15 protein-coding genes are annotated in these 14,501 nt (G+C 67.9%); 10 read left to right on the top strand and 5 right to left on the bottom strand.

Translation table 11 applies throughout. The annotated features are described in order from the left end of the window. Positions 1–5: 5 nt before the first annotated feature. From ACEWX3_RS02190 to ACEWX3_RS02170, 5 genes are all read left to right on the top strand, one after another. Positions 6–686, top strand: coding sequence for a helix-turn-helix domain-containing protein (locus ACEWX3_RS02190; protein WP_374158577.1), 681 nt, complete (start codon positions 6–8; stop codon positions 684–686). Between the two features lie 143 nt (positions 687–829). Next, the gene (locus tag ACEWX3_RS02185; RefSeq protein ID WP_347221028.1) at positions 830–1,927 is read left to right on the top strand and encodes an IS110 family transposase; all 1,098 of its coding nucleotides are present in this window, start codon (positions 830–832) and stop codon (positions 1,925–1,927) included. 502 nt (positions 1,928–2,429) lie between these two features. After that, the gene (leuA, locus tag ACEWX3_RS02180; RefSeq protein WP_221359039.1) at positions 2,430–4,247 is read left to right on the top strand and encodes a 2-isopropylmalate synthase; all 1,818 of its coding nucleotides are present in this window, start codon (positions 2,430–2,432) and stop codon (positions 4,245–4,247) included. 14 nt (positions 4,248–4,261) lie between these two features. After that, positions 4,262–4,738: a hypothetical protein gene (locus tag ACEWX3_RS02175; RefSeq protein WP_374158576.1), complete on the top strand. Its 477-nt coding sequence runs from the start codon at positions 4,262–4,264 to the stop codon at positions 4,736–4,738. Positions 4,739–4,850: 112 nt separating this feature from the next. Next, complete coding sequence (locus tag ACEWX3_RS02170; RefSeq protein WP_374158575.1) at positions 4,851–5,234, top strand: hypothetical protein; 384 nt, start codon at positions 4,851–4,853, stop codon at positions 5,232–5,234. Positions 5,235–5,243: 9 nt separating this feature from the next. Here ACEWX3_RS02170 and ACEWX3_RS02165 read toward each other — a convergent pair whose 3' ends face one another. Continuing rightward, on the bottom strand, positions 5,244–6,245 hold the full coding sequence (locus ACEWX3_RS02165) for a DEDDh family exonuclease (protein ID WP_221359035.1): 1,002 nt from the start codon (positions 6,243–6,245) through the stop codon (positions 5,244–5,246). 77 nt (positions 6,246–6,322) lie between these two features. Between ACEWX3_RS02165 and ACEWX3_RS02160 the strand changes: the two genes are divergently transcribed. Both ACEWX3_RS02160 and ACEWX3_RS02155 read left to right on the top strand, forming a co-directional pair. After that, positions 6,323–7,543, top strand: coding sequence for a Mur ligase family protein (locus tag ACEWX3_RS02160; RefSeq protein WP_207065359.1), 1,221 nt, complete (start codon positions 6,323–6,325; stop codon positions 7,541–7,543). Next, positions 7,540–8,256, top strand: coding sequence for a type 1 glutamine amidotransferase (locus ACEWX3_RS02155; protein ID WP_207065358.1), 717 nt, complete (start codon positions 7,540–7,542; stop codon positions 8,254–8,256). The genes ACEWX3_RS02160 and ACEWX3_RS02155 overlap by 4 nt, the downstream gene beginning before the upstream one ends. Positions 8,257–8,263: 7 nt before the next feature. On the opposite strand, the gene ACEWX3_RS02150 is transcribed toward ACEWX3_RS02155, so the two are convergent. The 3 genes from ACEWX3_RS02150 to ACEWX3_RS02140 all read right to left on the bottom strand — a co-directional run bounded on the left by ACEWX3_RS02150 (position 8,264) and on the right by ACEWX3_RS02140 (position 10,346). Beyond that, a complete protein-coding gene (locus tag ACEWX3_RS02150) occupies positions 8,264–9,151 on the bottom strand; it encodes a hypothetical protein (RefSeq protein WP_374158574.1) in 888 nt (295 codons plus the stop codon). Positions 9,152–9,384: 233 nt separating this feature from the next. After that, positions 9,385–9,996, bottom strand: coding sequence for a recombination mediator RecR (gene recR, locus ACEWX3_RS02145; protein ID WP_207065356.1), 612 nt, complete (start codon positions 9,994–9,996; stop codon positions 9,385–9,387). A gap of 11 nt (positions 9,997–10,007) precedes the next feature. Beyond that, on the bottom strand, positions 10,008–10,346 hold the full coding sequence (locus ACEWX3_RS02140) for a YbaB/EbfC family nucleoid-associated protein (RefSeq protein ID WP_374158573.1): 339 nt from the start codon (positions 10,344–10,346) through the stop codon (positions 10,008–10,010). Between the two features lie 164 nt (positions 10,347–10,510). On the opposite strand from ACEWX3_RS02140, the gene ACEWX3_RS02135 reads away from it, so the two are divergent. Continuing rightward, positions 10,511–11,242: an Rv3717 family N-acetylmuramoyl-L-alanine amidase gene (locus ACEWX3_RS02135; RefSeq protein ID WP_163679625.1), complete on the top strand. Its 732-nt coding sequence runs from the start codon at positions 10,511–10,513 to the stop codon at positions 11,240–11,242. Between the two features lie 12 nt (positions 11,243–11,254). On the opposite strand, the gene ACEWX3_RS02130 is transcribed toward ACEWX3_RS02135, so the two are convergent. Further along, positions 11,255–11,728 (bottom strand): SRPBCC family protein, encoded by a 474-nt coding sequence (locus ACEWX3_RS02130; protein WP_152519935.1) that lies wholly within the window; start codon positions 11,726–11,728, stop codon positions 11,255–11,257. Between the two features lie 67 nt (positions 11,729–11,795). Here ACEWX3_RS02130 and ACEWX3_RS02125 point away from each other — a divergent pair, with 67 nt between their 5' ends. Beyond that, positions 11,796–13,175 (top strand): FAD-binding oxidoreductase, encoded by a 1,380-nt coding sequence (locus tag ACEWX3_RS02125; RefSeq protein ID WP_221359026.1) that lies wholly within the window; start codon positions 11,796–11,798, stop codon positions 13,173–13,175. Continuing rightward, positions 13,172–14,491 (top strand): class I SAM-dependent methyltransferase, encoded by a 1,320-nt coding sequence (locus ACEWX3_RS02120; RefSeq protein WP_374158572.1) that lies wholly within the window; start codon positions 13,172–13,174, stop codon positions 14,489–14,491. Before ACEWX3_RS02125 ends, ACEWX3_RS02120 begins: the two co-directional genes overlap by 4 nt. Positions 14,492–14,501 lie beyond the last annotated feature (10 nt).

Genomic DNA, 14,501 nt, shown 5'->3' with positions numbered 1-14,501 from the left:
TAGCTGTGGACTCCTCCGACGGCAACGACCCGCTCCTCGCAGAATCCGATTCGTTGCTTCGCAACAGGTCGGGCACGGCCCGGGACCGCGACCCCGCCGCCCCCGTCGACGAACTCGAGATCGAGGCGGCGATCGGACACAACGTCCGTCAGCTCCGTCTGCAGCAGGGGTTGACCGTCGCCGAGACCGCCGCGCGCGTCGGGATCTCCAAGGCGATGATGAGCAAGATCGAGAACGCCCAGACCTCGTGCAGCCTGTCCACCCTCGCGCTGCTCGCCAAGGGGTTCGATGTGCCGGTGACCAGCCTGTTCCGCGGCGCGGACGTAGAGCGGCCCGCCGCCTTCACCAAGGCCGGCACCGGCGCGCGCATCGTGCGGGAAGGCACCCGCGAGGGCCACGAGTACCAGCTGCTGGGCTCGCTGCGCGGGGAACACAAACGCCTCGAGTGCCTGCACGTCACGCTGTCGGAAAAGAGCCAGACCTACCCGTTGTTCCAGCACCCGGGCACCGAGTTCATCTACATGCTCGAAGGTGTCATGGACTACAGCCACAGCCGCACGGTCTACCGGCTGCATGCCGGCGACTCGTTGCAGCTCGACGGCGAGGGCGCGCACGGCCCCGTCGACCTGGTCGAGGTGCCGATCAGGTTTCTGTCGGTGATCGCGTTCCCCGACTCCCAGGTCTGACGGTTTCCGTTCAGACTGCAGCCAGCGCGGGAAAGTGCGAGTAGCGGGCACGCTGACCGCAGACGGTATGGGGGGGCTGGGGCCTCGCTCACATGTGAACGTGGGTTACCGACAGGGTGGTCCTGGCCGGTAGAGCCACAACCATGTGGGAGGCCCCAGTGTTACGTCAGCGTACGAGTGTTGGTTTGGATGTGCACGCACGATCGGTGATCGGGTGTGGATTTGATTGTGAGACCGGTGCGGTCGTCGAGCGGCGGCTATGTCCTGATCCTGGCGAGATCGGCGCCTGGGTGGCTACCTTGGCGGCGCCGGTGAAAGTGGTCTACGAGGCTGGCCCGACGGGGTACGGGTTGGCGCGACATCTGCTTGCTACCGGGATCGACTGCGTGGTCGCCGCGCCGTCCAAGTTGATCCGCCCCCAAGGTGATCGGGTCAAGACCGATGCCCGCGACGCACGTCATTTGGCTCGTCTGCTGTATCTGGGCGAGGTAGTCGCGGTGCAGATTCCGAGCCTCGAACAAGAAGCGGCACGCGATTTGGTGCGCGCCCGCGACGACTGCCGTGAAGACCTGATGGCGGCCCGTCATCGTCTGACCCACATATTGTTGCGGCGCGGCATCGTCTACTCCGGTGGGCACCCCTGGACCGGCAATCACGATGTGTGGTTACACCAACAGCGTTTTGACCATCCCGCCCAGCAACGCACCTTTGACGAAGCCCTGGATGCGGTGCTGGCCGCCACTGCCCGCCGGGATCGACTCGATGCCGCGATCACAGCGATGGCCGCCCACAGTGAATTCAGCCCGGTGATCACCCGCCTGGGGTGTCTGCGCGGCATCTCGACGTTGACTGCATTCGGAATGGCCGTCGAGATCGGCGACTGGCACCGACTCACGGGCCGCTCCATCGGCAACTACCTCGGGTTAGTGCCCACCGAGTGCTCCAGCGGGCCCAGCCGCCACCAAGGCGGAATCACGCGTACGGGCAACAAACACGTTCGTCGATTGCTGATCGAGGCCGCTTGGCAGCATCGCAAGCCCTACCGGCCTGGGGTGGGGTTGCGTCGCCGCTGGGCTGCTGCCTGCCCGGCCGCGCGAGCTCGTGGACAGGAAGGCAACTTTCGATTGCACCAGCGGTGGATCAACTTCGATCAGCGTAAGAAACGGCCGGTCATCGCCAACGCCGCCGTCGCGCGAGAACTGGCCGGCTGGTGCTGGTCGCTGGCGGTGATCGAGGACTGAACACCACCGGATAACACGTCCAGCACGGTATGGGATGAGGTGCCGGCGCGCGACGACACAAGTGACCCGCGATGAGACTGTTGAGCCACTCATGGATTTTGAACATCCGTGTTTGACGCTCGATGCGCAGACCAGCGGTCACTCATGCCGAAAGTCCCGTCCTGCGGTAACCAACCCGCGAATTTCAGACTTGACTCATCGCGTCGATCCACACCATCGATACGCCACACCTAAAACCACCACGTGCTGGCAACAGCGAAGCGGCGGCCGCAACGACGGTTACGGCCGCCGCTTCACCCTGCCTCTTGACAAACCTGCCCCCATATCAGTCTCAACGGGGGTGAGACGCATTTGGGCATCTCGCAGCCCGGGAGTACAGTGAGTCGCGTGCAGCGGGTGCTCCTTCTCGGACGCCGCGACGGGGTCTGATCAGACCGGCTTCCCGTCGCGGGTGTTTCGCGATGCGCCGGTCGAAGTCCCCCAGACCTGAGAGCGCAACATCATGACCGAGAATTTCACCAGCACCGACGCGTTCGCGTCCGTCCGCACCATCAGCACCCCCGCCGGCGCACCCCATCCCGGCCAGCCCGCCTGGAACACCCAGCGCGGCTCGCAGATGCCCGTCGGCCGCTACCGCAGCTTCGACGAAGAAGTGGAGCCCATCCGGCTGCCCGACCGCACGTGGCCCGACAAGGTCATCGACACCGCGCCCATGTGGTGCGCGGTGGACCTGCGTGACGGCAACCAGGCGCTGATCGACCCGATGAGCCCGGCCCGCAAGCGCCGCATGTTCGACCTGCTGGTGCGCATGGGTTACAAGGAGATCGAGGTCGGTTTCCCGTCGGCCAGCCAGACCGACTACGACTTCGTCCGCGAGATCATCACCGACGGCGCCATCCCCGACGACGTCACCATCCAGGTACTGACCCAGTGCCGCCCCGAACTGATCGAGCGCACCTTCCAGGCCTGCGCCGGCGCACCCCGGGCGATCGTGCACTTCTACAACTCGACGTCGATCCTGCAGCGCCGGGTGGTGTTTCGCGCCGACCGCGACGCGGTGAAGAAGATCGCCACCGACGGCGCCCGGCTGTGCGTCGAGGAAGCCAGGAAGTATCCCGAGACCGCCTGGCGCTTCGAGTACTCCCCGGAGTCCTACACCGGCACCGAACTGGAGTACGCGGTCGAGGTCTGCAACGCGGTGGCCGACATCGTGGCGCCGACGCCCGAGGTCCCGCTGATCGTCAATCTGCCTGCCACGGTGGAGATGGCCACGCCGAATGTCTACGCCGACTCGATCGAGTGGATGAACCGGCATCTGAGCCCGCGGGATTCGATCATCCTGAGCCTGCACCCGCACAACGACCGCGGCACCGCCGTCGCGGCGGCCGAACTGGGTTACGCCGCGGGCGCCGACCGCATCGAGGGCTGCCTGTTCGGCAACGGTGAGCGCACCGGCAACGTCTGCCTGGTCACACTGGGTCTCAACCTGTTCAGCCGCGGGGTGGACCCGCAGATCGACTTCTCCAACATCGACGAGATCCGCCGCACCGTCGAGTACTGCAACCAGCTGGGCGTGCACGAGCGTCACCCGTACGGCGGCGACCTGGTGTACACCGCGTTCTCCGGCAGCCACCAGGATGCGATCAACAAGGGCCTGGACGCGATGAAAGTGTCTGCCGACGAACAGGATTCGGACGTCGACGACATCCTGTGGCAGGTCCCGTACCTGCCGATCGACCCGAAGGACGTCGGGCGCACCTACGAGGCCGTCATCCGGGTCAACTCGCAGTCCGGCAAGGGCGGTGTCGCCTACATCATGAAGGCCGACCACGGGTTGGCGCTGCCCCGGCGGCTGCAGATCGAGTTCAGCCAGGCGATCCAGCAGATCACCGACGGGGAGGGCGGCGAGGTGTCGCCCAAGGTGATGTGGGATGCCTTCTACGAGGAGTACCTGGCGCCCATCACCCCGCTGGAGCGGATGCGCCAGAAGGTCGACGCCGCAGAGGTCGACGGTGGCACCGACACCATCACCGCGGTGGTCAAGATCGACGGGGTCGAGCGCGAGATCATCGGCGCCGGCAACGGTCCGCTGGCCGCGTTCTGTGACGCGCTCGGTGCGGTCGGCTTCGACATCAACGTGCTGGACTATTCCGAGCATGCGATGTCCTCGGGCGAGGAGGCGCAGGCCGCCGCCTACGTCGAAGCCTCGATCGGCGGCCGGACCGTGTGGGGCGTGGGCATCGCGACGTCCATCACGACGGCGTCGCTGCGCGCGGTGGTGTCGGCGGTTAACCGCGCCGCGCGGCTCGCGCAGGGCTGAGTGACACGGCAGCGGTGAGCACAACCGTCGTGCCGTTGGCACGGTCGCACTGGCTGTTCCAGTTGGTCGGCTCCAGCGTCGCGATCACCGCCGCGCTTCTGCTCGGGGGTGCTGCCGTCGCCGGAGTCACCGGTCTGGTGTACCTGCCGCTGGTGCTGGTCGCGCTGGCGATGTTCGGCACCGTGTTCGTCGCCGCCGTGCAGGCGCTGGCCACCGACGGCCTGGTGCTGGGTGAGCAGGGGTTCACCCACGCCGGGCGGGACTACCGCTGGGCGGACGTCGCCGAGTTCACGCCGGTCGGATTCCTGGCGAAGTCGCATGTGCGGATCGTGTTCCGGCCCGGCGCTGAGCCGGGGTTTCGCTGCCGGCTGGCCCAACAGCTCGGCAGGGTCGGTTTCTTCGACCCGGCGACGCACGTTCCCATCAGGGGTTACCGCACCGGCGGCGAGTCGCTGGCCTCGGTGCTGCGCCAGCGTCTGAACAGCCGATGACCCTCATCACAACGCCGTCACAACCCGGCGAACCCTGCTCCGTCCCTCCCCCGGCCCGTGTTTAACTGACGCCGGCGCAGACAGCGCCGACCACGGTTAAGGAGTAGCCGTCATGTGGAATACGTTCTGGGACTTCCTCTGGACCACGCTGGTCATCTTCGCGTTCATCGCGTACCTGATGATCCTGTTCAACATCCTGGTCGACCTGTTCTGGCGCGACCACAAGACCTCCGGCTGGGTCAAGGCGATCTGGGTGATCTTCCTGATCGTGCTGCCCTACCTGACGGCGCTGGTCTACCTGATCGCCCGCGGCAAGGGCATGGCCGAGCGGGCCCGCGAGCAGGCGATGGCAGCCAAGCGGGAGACCGACGACTACATCAAGCAGGCCGCGGGCAGGTCACCGGCCCAGGAGATCGCCGACGCCAAGAACCTGCTGGAGACCGGCACGATCTCACAGGCCGAATTCGACACGCTGAAGGCGAAGGCGCTGAGCTGAGAGCGGCAATCAAAACAGCGTGAACTGGTCGTCGACGGTGGTGGTGTCGGTGAACGCCTCGATGTCGGCGCCACCGACCACCGTGTCCAGCAGGTCGATGAAGTCGGCGGTGCAGACCAGCGGCACACCGAGGCCGGCGGCCTGGTAGCCCTTGCCCTGCTCGGGGCTCGTCTCGTCACAGACGATCAGGGAGGTGTGCTGGTCGACCGTCTCGGTGTAGGCCAGACCGGCGTGCAGGATCCGTTCGAGCAGCTCTTCGTAGGTGCGGCCCTGCACCCCGGCGAGGCCGACGCGCATGCCCTGCACCAGCGGCCGTTGCGGCACGAAACGGCCGGGATTGGCGTACGGGCACGGTCGCCGCGCCGCCACCACCTTCAGCGGATGCAGCTCGTCATGGGTCACCCGCCCGTTGGGCCAGGATCGGCGCGTGACCGGGTGCACCGGTAGCCACACCCTGCGCTCCCGGGCCCGCACCAGCACCGGTTTGAGGATCTGCGCGAGCACCATCGCGTCGTCCAAGGCGTCATGGGGCCGCATCTGGCTGATTCCCCAATGTCCCGCCAGCGTCTCCAGGCGCAGGTTGGCCAGGCCGAGATCGAGCCGTCGGGCCAACTCGACGGTGCACATCACGTTCTCGACAGGCAGCTCGACGTCCACCAGCTCGGCCTCGGCGGCCAGGAACGAGTAGTCGAACCCGACGTTGTGGGCGACCAGCGTGCGCCCCCGCAGCACCTCGACCAGATCGGCCGCCACGTCACCGAACGTCGGCTGACCGGCCAGCATCTCGGCGGTCAACCCGTGCACGTGTGTGGGACCGGGGTCGACGCCGGGGTTCAGCAGGCTGTACAGGCTCTTCTCGACGTTGCCGTCGTCGCTGAGAGCCAGTGCCGCGACACTGACGATGCGCGCCTGACCGGGCCGGAAACCGGACGTCTCGACGTCCACCACAGCCCAGCCGGTTCCGGGCTGGTCGGCGGGTCTTCCCCACTCGCATCCACCGGTTGAGCTCACGTTTCGAGCATGGCACGCACCCCTGACAAGGCCTGCTCCATCAGCCGCGTGTCGGCGCTTCTTCTAAACTCCCCGGCATGGTCACCCCACGCGGTCGCGTCGCGCTGTCGGCCGGTGCCGCCGCGCGGTGGGCGTCGCGGATCACCGGCCGGGGCGCCGGCGCGATGATCGGTGGGTTGGTCGCGATGACGCTGGACCGATCCATCCTGGGCCAGCTCGGCCAGGGCCGGCGCACCGTCGTCATCACCGGGACCAACGGCAAGTCCACGACCACGCGGATGACGGCCGCCGCGCTGGCCACGATGGGCGACGTCGCCACCAACGCCGAGGGCGCGAACATGGACGCCGGGCTGGTCGCCGCGCTCGCCGCGGCCCCGACGGCGTCGCTGGCCGCGCTCGAGGTCGACGAGATGCACGTCCCGCACGTGTCGGATGCGGTGTCCCCCGCAGTGCTGGTGCTGCTGAACCTGTCCCGCGACCAACTCGACCGGGTGGGCGAGATCAACCACATCGAACGCACGCTGCGCGCCGGCCTGGCCCGCCACCCGGGCGCAGTGGTCGTCGCCAACTGCGACGACGTGCTGATGACGTCGGCCGCCTACGACAGCCCGAACGTGGTGTGGGTGGCCGCCGGCGGCGGGTGGGCGGGTGATTCGGTGAGCTGTCCCCGCTCGGGGGAGATCATCGTCCGCGAGCAGGCGCACTGGTATTCCACCGGGTGCGACTTCAAGCGGCCCACCCCGCACTGGTGGTTCGACGACACCCACATCCACGGCCCCGACGGCCTGTCCTTGCCGATGACGCTGACGCTGCCGGGCGCGGTGAACCGCGGCAACGCCACCCAGGCGGTCGCCGCGGCGGTCGCCCTGGGCGCCGATCCCGCCGCCGCGGTGGCCGCCGCGTCCGCCGTCGACGAGGTCGCGGGCCGGTACCGGACGGTGCGTGTGGGCGCACACACGGCCCGGGTGCTGCTGGCCAAGAATCCCGCCGGCTGGCAGGAGGCGCTGTCGATGGTCGACCGCGACGCGGCGGGGGTGGTGATCGCGGTCAACGGCCAGGTCCCCGACGGGGAGGACCTGTCGTGGCTGTGGGACGTGCGGTTCGAGCATTTCGAGTCGACGGCCGTGGTGGCCGCCGGCGAGCGCGGCACCGATCTGGCGGTGCGCCTCGGTTACGCCGGCGTCGAGCACACCCTGGTGCACGACACGATGCGGGCGATCGAGTCGTGCCCGCCCGGGCACGTCGAGGTGTTGGCCAACTACACGGCGTTCCTCCAGTTGAACCGGCGGTTGCCATGACCGAGTCGGCGGTGCGGATCGGGCTGGTGCTGCCCGACGTGATGGGCACCTATGGGGACAGCGGCAACTCGGTGGTGCTGCGGGAACGTCTGCGGCTGCGCGGAATCGCCGCCGAAATCGTGGAGATCACCCTCGACGACCCGGTGCCTGCCGAGCTCGACCTCTACACCCTCGGCGGCGCCGAGGACTACGCCCAGCGGCTGGCCACCAAGCATCTGATCCGCTATCCCGGCCTGCAGCAAGCGGTTTCGCGCGGAGCCCCGGTGCTCGCGATCTGTGCGGCCATCCAGGTCCTGGGCCATTGGTACGAGACGTCGGCCGGGGAACGCGTCGACGGCGTCGGTGTCCTGGACGTCACCACGTCTCCGCAGCCCGAACGCACCATCGGCGAAGTGGCTGCGACACCGCTGATCGACGCGCTCAGCGAGCCGCTGACCGGGTTCGAGAACCACCGCGGCGGAACAGTTCTCGGGCCGCAGGCCCGACCGCTGGCTGCGGTGTCCAAAGGCGCGGGCAACCGCGCCGGTGACGGCATCGACGGTGCGGTGCAGGGCAGCGTGATCGCCACCTACCTGCACGGCTGCTGCCTGGCGCGCAATCCCGAACTGGCCGACCATCTGCTGGCCGAGGTAGTCGGCCCGCTGACTCCGCTGGAGCTACCGGAGGTGGCGCAGCTGCGTCGGGAACGCCTCGCCGCGCCCCGGCGGGTGTAGCCGCGGATCAGGCCGCTGTCAGCCGGACGAACCTCTGCAGTTCGGTGACGTCGAACCGGCAGCCCCGGTTCAGCAACGCCATCTCGACCCGGTCGAGCCACTCTTTCGGCCGCTGCTCGGCGATCACCCGGATGACGATCCAGCCCAGTTCGTCGAGCATGCGCAACCGCTCGATGTCCTTGACGTATTGCCTGCGGTCCTTGCGGTGATGGTCCCCGTCGTATTCGACAGCCACCCCGTAGTCGGGCCAAGCCAAATCCAGGAACGCCACCGGCCGTGATCCGACCACCACGGGGTGTTGGGTGTGCGGCCGGGGAAAGCCACAGTCCGCCAACCAGAGTCGAATCCGGCTCTCGCGCGGCGAGGCGGCTCCGCCGTCGACGAGCGGCAGCAGTTGCCGCAGCTGGGTCAACCCGCGGGCGCGCGGTCTGCGTTCGGCCAGCTCCAGCACCTCGGCGACGTCGAACCACTGATTCCACATCAGTGCGTCGAGGCGGGCCAAGGCCTCCGTTCGGTCGAGGTGCCGCCCGAGGTCATAGGCGGTGCGTATCCGCGTGGTGACCGGCAGACCGGCGCGGTGAGTGGTCTCGTGATCGGCGATCTGCTCGGCGCGGGGAACGAGACCGGGCTGGGGCAGGCACTTGACGCCGGAGATCTCGACCGGCTGTTCCGCGTCCACCCATGGCGCGCCATGCAAAGCCGAGGCGGCGACGCCGGCCACGACACCCCTGCGTCCCGTGGCCAGCCAGGCCCCGATGGTGCGGTCGCGCAGTGTCACCTCCGCACCCCTGCGGACATACACGCCGCGATACAAGGGCGCGTAGGACCGCTGCAGTTCGTGGCGCGTGACCACCCCGGCCTTGACGGCTTCGCCGCCGAGGATGACTTTCCCCATGGACAGAGGGTGGCAAGCCCCACCGACAAGCCCACGAGATCCGAGTTTTGCAGGCATCGCCCGAGTGGGCCTCTGCAAAAGTCGGATCTCGCCGCGGCGAGCCGCGAATCAAGCCACCGCGGCGAGCCGCGAATCAAGCCACCGCGGCGAGCCGCGAATCAAGCCACCGCGGCGAGCCGCGAATCAAGCCACCGCGGCGAGCCGCGGATGAGGCAGGAGCGGCGAGCCGCGAATCAGGCAAGCGCGCGGCGGCCGGCCAGCGCGCGTCCCAGCGTGAGCTCGTCGGCGAACTCCAGATCCCCGCCCATCGGCAGGCCCGACGCGATACGCGTGACGGCCAGTCCGGGAATGTCGCGCAACATCCGCACCAGGTAGGTCGCCGTGGCCTCCCCCTCGGTGTTCGGATCGGTCGCGATGATCACCTCGGCGACGTCGACACCGTCGACACGCTCACCGAGGCGGTTGAGCAGCTCGCGGATCCGCAGCTGATCGGGTCCGATGCCCGACAGCGGGTCCAGCGCCCCGCCCAGCACGTGGTAGCGCCCGCGGAACTCCCGGGTACGTTCCACCGCCTGCACGTCCTTGGGCTCCTCGACGACGCACACCAGCGACGCGTCGCGGCGCGGATCGCTGCAGATTCGACACCGTTCCTCGTCGCTGACGTTGCCGCACACCTCGCAGAACGTCACCCCGTCGCGGATCTTGCCGAGCACCGCGGTGAGCCGGTCGATGTCAGGCGGTTCGACCGACAGCAGATGAAACGCGATCCGCTGGGCGCTCTTGGGCCCGATACCGGGCAGTTTGCCCAGCTCGTCGATCAGATCCTGGACGGGTCCTTCGAACATCTACGGGGACGTCACATGCCTGGCAGGCCGAGCCCGCCCATCCCGCCGGCCAACGGTCCGAGCCGGTCGTGGGCGAGGATCGTCACCTGCTTGGCGGCGTCGCCGATCGCCCCGACGATCAGGTCCTGCAGCGTGTCGACGTCGGAGGCGTCGACGACCTTGGGATCGATGGACACGGCCACCACCTCGCCGCTGCCGCGCATGGTGACCTGGACCAGACCGCCGCCGGCCTGGCCGTGGACCTCGGCGGTGGCGAGTGCCTCCTGAGCCTCCATCAGCTGCTGCTGCACCTGCTGCGCCTGCGCGAGGAGTGCGGACATATCGGGTTGGCCCTGGCCCTCAGGTTGCATGGTTCATCCTCTTGGTCCTGTTGCACAGTTGCACGTTTGATTGCATAACTGTCTCGACTTGGTTGCGCTCGCCCAGAAGCGACGCTTCGGCCTTTCAGCCTAGTCTCCATGCGGGCTACCGTGGCGCGGTGCACGTACCAGCAACTCTGCGTGTCGGTGCGCGGATGGCCTCGGCTCTGGCGGCCGCACTACTCGTCGCCGCGTCGACGCTGGCCAGCCCCGCGCAAGCCGCACCCACCAGCATCGCCGGCATGATCGTCTTCCTCGATCCGGGCCACCAGGGCACCAACGACGCGGCCACGCTCAGCAGACAGGTTCCCACCGGACGTGGCGGCACGAAGGACTGCCAGGCCAGCGGCAGCGCGACCGACGACGGCTATCCCGAGCACACCTTCAATTGGGACACCACGCTGCGGATCCGCCAGGCGCTGACCGCGCTGGGCGTGCGCACCGCGATGTCCCGCGGCGACGACAGCGGTCCGGGCCCGTGCGTCGACGAGCGGGCGGCGCTGGCCAACTCCATCCAGCCCAACGCCATCGTGTCGATCCACGCCGACGGCGGGCCGGCGACCGGCCGCGGGTTCCACGTGCTGTACTCGTCGCCGCCACTGAACCAGGCGCAGGCAGGGCCCGCGGTGCAGTTCGCGCGCACGATGCGCGACACCTTGGCCGGCTCGGGCATTCCCCCGGCGACCTACATCGGATCCTCGGGGCTGAACCCGCGTTCCGACATCGCCGGGCTCAACCTGGCCCAGTACCCGTCGATCCTCGTCGAACTCGGCAACATGAAGAACCCCGCCGACTCGGCGCTGATGAAGACACCCGAGGGGCGGCAGAAGTACGCCGAGGCGGTCGTGCGCGGCATCGCCGCGTTCCTGGCCGCCCAGCGGGGCTGACCCGGACCCGGGTCACTCGGCGTCGACGCCGGTGCCCTCCAGGCCCACGGTGCCCTCGACCTCCCGTTTGAGGTTGCCGAGCACCTCGGCCTGGATCCGGCGCAAACCGATCGGCGCGAAGATCTTCTCGAAGAAGCCGCCGATGCCACCCGCCCCGGTCCAGGACGTCTTCACCGTGACCGACGAGCCGGGACCGGCCGGGGCGACGGTCCAGTTGGTCACCATCGACGAGTTGGCGTCTTTCTCGATGACGGTGCGGCCGGCGACGTCGACGGTGGCCTTCACCTGGCGGGACCGCGACTTGGTGGCCTGCAGCGTCCACTCCGCGACGGTGCCCGCTCCCTGGCCGCCCTCGAGTACCCGGTAGCCGCTGTAGTGCGAGGACAGGATCTTCGGACGCATCGCCTCGTAGTCGGCGACAGCGCCGAGCACCGTCGCCGGGTCGGCGTCGATCAAGTCCGTGCTGGTCGCGCTGACCTGTGCCATCAGTGAGAACTCCTTGTCAAAGCCCGGTGCGGTCGCATCGGTTGCCACCGCGGACTAGCGTATATGTGTGTCTGTTGCCCCGACCGACGCACGGGCTGCTCACGCGCTCGGCGTGCAGCGGCTCCTCGAGAGCTATCGCGCCATCCCCGCCGACGCGACGGTGCGGCTCGCCAAACCGACCTCCAACCTGTTCCGCACCCGCGCCAAGACCTCCGCGCCGGGCCTGGACACCTCCGGGTTGACCGGGGTCATCTCCGTCGACCCCGAGCAGCGCACCGCCGACGTCGAGGGCATGTGCACCTACGAGGATCTCGTCGCCGCCACATTGCCGCACGGGCTGTCACCACTGGTGGTGCCGCAGCTCAAGACCATCACGCTCGGTGGCGCAGTCACCGGTCTGGGCATCGAGTCGGCATCGTTCCGCAATGGCCTGCCGCACGAGTCGGTGCTCGAGATGGACATCCTCACCGGCACCGGCGAGGTGGTGCGCGCATCTGCCGACGAGAACCCCGACCTGTTCCGTTCGTTCCCCAATTCTTATGGCACCTTGGGCTATTCGGTGCGATTGAGGATCGAGCTGGAACCGGTCAAACCGTTTGTCGCGCTGCGCCATCTGCGGTTCGACTCGCTGGATGCACTCATCGAGACCATGGACCGGATCGTCGAAACCGGTGGACTGGACGGCGTTCGGGTGGATTACGTCGACGCCGTGGTGTTCAGCGCCGAGGAAAGCTATCTGTGCCTGGGTGTGCAGACTGCGACGCCCGGCCCCGTCAGTGACTACACCGGCGCCGACATCTACTACCGGTCCATCCAGCATGCGGCGGGCGAGAAGCATGACCGGCTCACCATTCACGACTACCTGTGGCGCTGGGACACCGACTGGTTCTGGTGCTCCCGGGCGTTCGGTGCGCAGAACCCGCGGATCCGCCGCTGGTGGCCGCGCCGGTTGAGGCGGAGCAGCTTCTACTGGAAGCTCATCGGCTACGACCAGCGCTTCGACATCGCCGATCGGATCGAGAAACGAAACGGCAGGCCGCCCCGCGAACGGGTGGTCCAGGACGTCGAGGTGCCGATCGAGCGCACAGTGGAGTTCCTGACCTGGTTCCTCGAAACCGTGCCGATCGAGCCGATCTGGCTGTGCCCGTTGCGGCTTCGTGACGATCGCAGCTGGCCGTTGTACCCGATCCGGCCGCACCACACCTATGTCAACGTCGGATTCTGGTCCTCGGTGCCTATCGGGCCCGAGCCCGGGTACACCAACAAGATGATCGAACGGAAGGTCAGCGACCTCGACGGCCACAAGTCGCTGTACTCTGACGCGTTCTATGCCGCCGACGAGTTCGCCGCGCTCTACGGCGGTGAGACCTACATGACGGTGAAGAAGGCTTACGACCCGGATTCCCGGTTTCTCGATCTGTACGCGAAGGCGGTGCGAAGACAATGACCACGTTTCGGGAACACACCACGCAGGGCCACGACGATGACCGAAAGCTGACCCTGGCCGAGATCCTCGAGATCTTCGCCGCGGGTCGGCTGCCGCTGAGGTTCACCGCGTACGACGGGAGCAGCGCCGGTCCCGAGGACGCGTCCGTGGGGCTGGATCTGCGCACGCCGCGCGGCACCACCTATCTGGCGACCGCCCCGGGTGATCTGGGTTTGGCGCGCGCCTACATCTCGGGTGATCTGGAGTTGCACGGTGTGCATCCCGGTGACCCCTACGAACTTCTCACCGCACTGGTGGAGAAACTGGCCTTCAAACGGCCGCCGGCCCGCGTGCTGGCGCAGATCATCCGTTCGATCGGCATCGAGCATCTGCGGCCCATCTCCCCGCCGCCGCAGGAGGCGCTGCCGCGCTGGCGCCGCATCGCAGAAGGTTTGCGGCACAGCAAGACCCGCGATGCCGACGCCATCCACCACCATTACGACGTGTCCAACAGGTTCTACGAAATGGTGTTGGGCCCGTCGATGACCTACACCTGTGCCTGCTACCCGCGTCCGGACGCATCGCTGGAGGAGGCGCAGGACAACAAGTACCGGTTGGTGTTCGAGAAGTTGCGTCTGCGCCCGGGTGACCGGCTGCTGGACGTGGGATGCGGCTGGGGCGGCATGGTGCGCTACGCCGCCCGCCACGGCGTGAAGGCCATCGGGGTGACGCTGTCGGCCCAGCAGGCGGAGTGGGCTCAGAAGGCCATCGCCGAAGAAGGCCTGGGCGATCTGGCCGAGGTGCGCCACAGTGACTACCGCGACGTGCACGAGTCGCAGTTCGACGCGGTGTCCTCGATCGGGTTGACCGAGCACATCGGGGTGGCGAACTACCCGAGCTACTTCCGGTTCCTGCAGTCCAAGCTCCGCACGGGCGGATTGCTGCTCAACCACTGCATCACGCGCCACGACAACCGGCACGGCCCCGCCGCCGGCAGCTTCATCGACCGTTACGTGTTCCCCGATGGGGAGCTCACCGGATCCGGGCGCATCATCACCGAGATCCAGGACGTCGGCATGGAGGTGGTGCACGAAGAGAACCTGCGCCACCACTACGCGATGACGCTGCGTGACTGGTGCGCCAACCTGGTGGCGAACTGGGACGACGCGGTCGCCGAGGTCGGGATCGCCACGGCGAAGGTGTGGGGTCTCTACATGGCGGGCTCGCGGGTGGGATTCGAGCAGAACGCGATCCAGCTGCACCAGGTGCTCGCGGTCAAGCTCGACGGGCACGGTCACGACGGCGGTCTTCCATTGCGCCCCTGGTGGGCCGCCTGACGTTCTAGGC

The organism is Mycobacterium sp. G7A2 (genome assembly GCF_041902445.1).
Taxonomy (GTDB): domain Bacteria; phylum Actinomycetota; class Actinomycetes; order Mycobacteriales; family Mycobacteriaceae; genus Mycobacterium.
The sequence above is the reverse complement of the archived record's forward strand: the minus strand, read 5'-3'. Positions and strand labels throughout refer to the sequence as shown.

What these genes read in the sequence shown, in the direction of transcription:
- recR (WP_207065356.1), bottom strand. Translation starts at nt 9,996, where the DNA reads ATGTTCGAAGGACCCGTCCAGGATCTGATCGACGAGCTGGGCAAACTG.
- ACEWX3_RS02135 (WP_163679625.1), top strand. Translation starts at nt 10,511, where the DNA reads ATGGCCTCGGCTCTGGCGGCCGCACTACTCGTCGCCGCGTCGACGCTG.
- leuA (WP_221359039.1), top strand. Translation starts at nt 2,430, where the DNA reads ATGACCGAGAATTTCACCAGCACCGACGCGTTCGCGTCCGTCCGCACC.
- ACEWX3_RS02155 (WP_207065358.1), top strand. Translation starts at nt 7,540, where the DNA reads ATGACCGAGTCGGCGGTGCGGATCGGGCTGGTGCTGCCCGACGTGATG.
- ACEWX3_RS02150 (WP_374158574.1), bottom strand. Translation starts at nt 9,151, where the DNA reads ATGGGGAAAGTCATCCTCGGCGGCGAAGCCGTCAAGGCCGGGGTGGTC.
- ACEWX3_RS02185 (WP_347221028.1), top strand. Translation starts at nt 830, where the DNA reads ATGTGGGAGGCCCCAGTGTTACGTCAGCGTACGAGTGTTGGTTTGGAT.
- ACEWX3_RS02170 (WP_374158575.1), top strand. Translation starts at nt 4,851, where the DNA reads ATGTGGAATACGTTCTGGGACTTCCTCTGGACCACGCTGGTCATCTTC.
- ACEWX3_RS02120 (WP_374158572.1), top strand. Translation starts at nt 13,172, where the DNA reads ATGACCACGTTTCGGGAACACACCACGCAGGGCCACGACGATGACCGA.
- ACEWX3_RS02130 (WP_152519935.1), bottom strand. Translation starts at nt 11,728, where the DNA reads ATGGCACAGGTCAGCGCGACCAGCACGGACTTGATCGACGCCGACCCG.
- ACEWX3_RS02160 (WP_207065359.1), top strand. Translation starts at nt 6,323, where the DNA reads ATGGTCACCCCACGCGGTCGCGTCGCGCTGTCGGCCGGTGCCGCCGCG.
- ACEWX3_RS02140 (WP_374158573.1), bottom strand. Translation starts at nt 10,346, where the DNA reads ATGCAACCTGAGGGCCAGGGCCAACCCGATATGTCCGCACTCCTCGCG.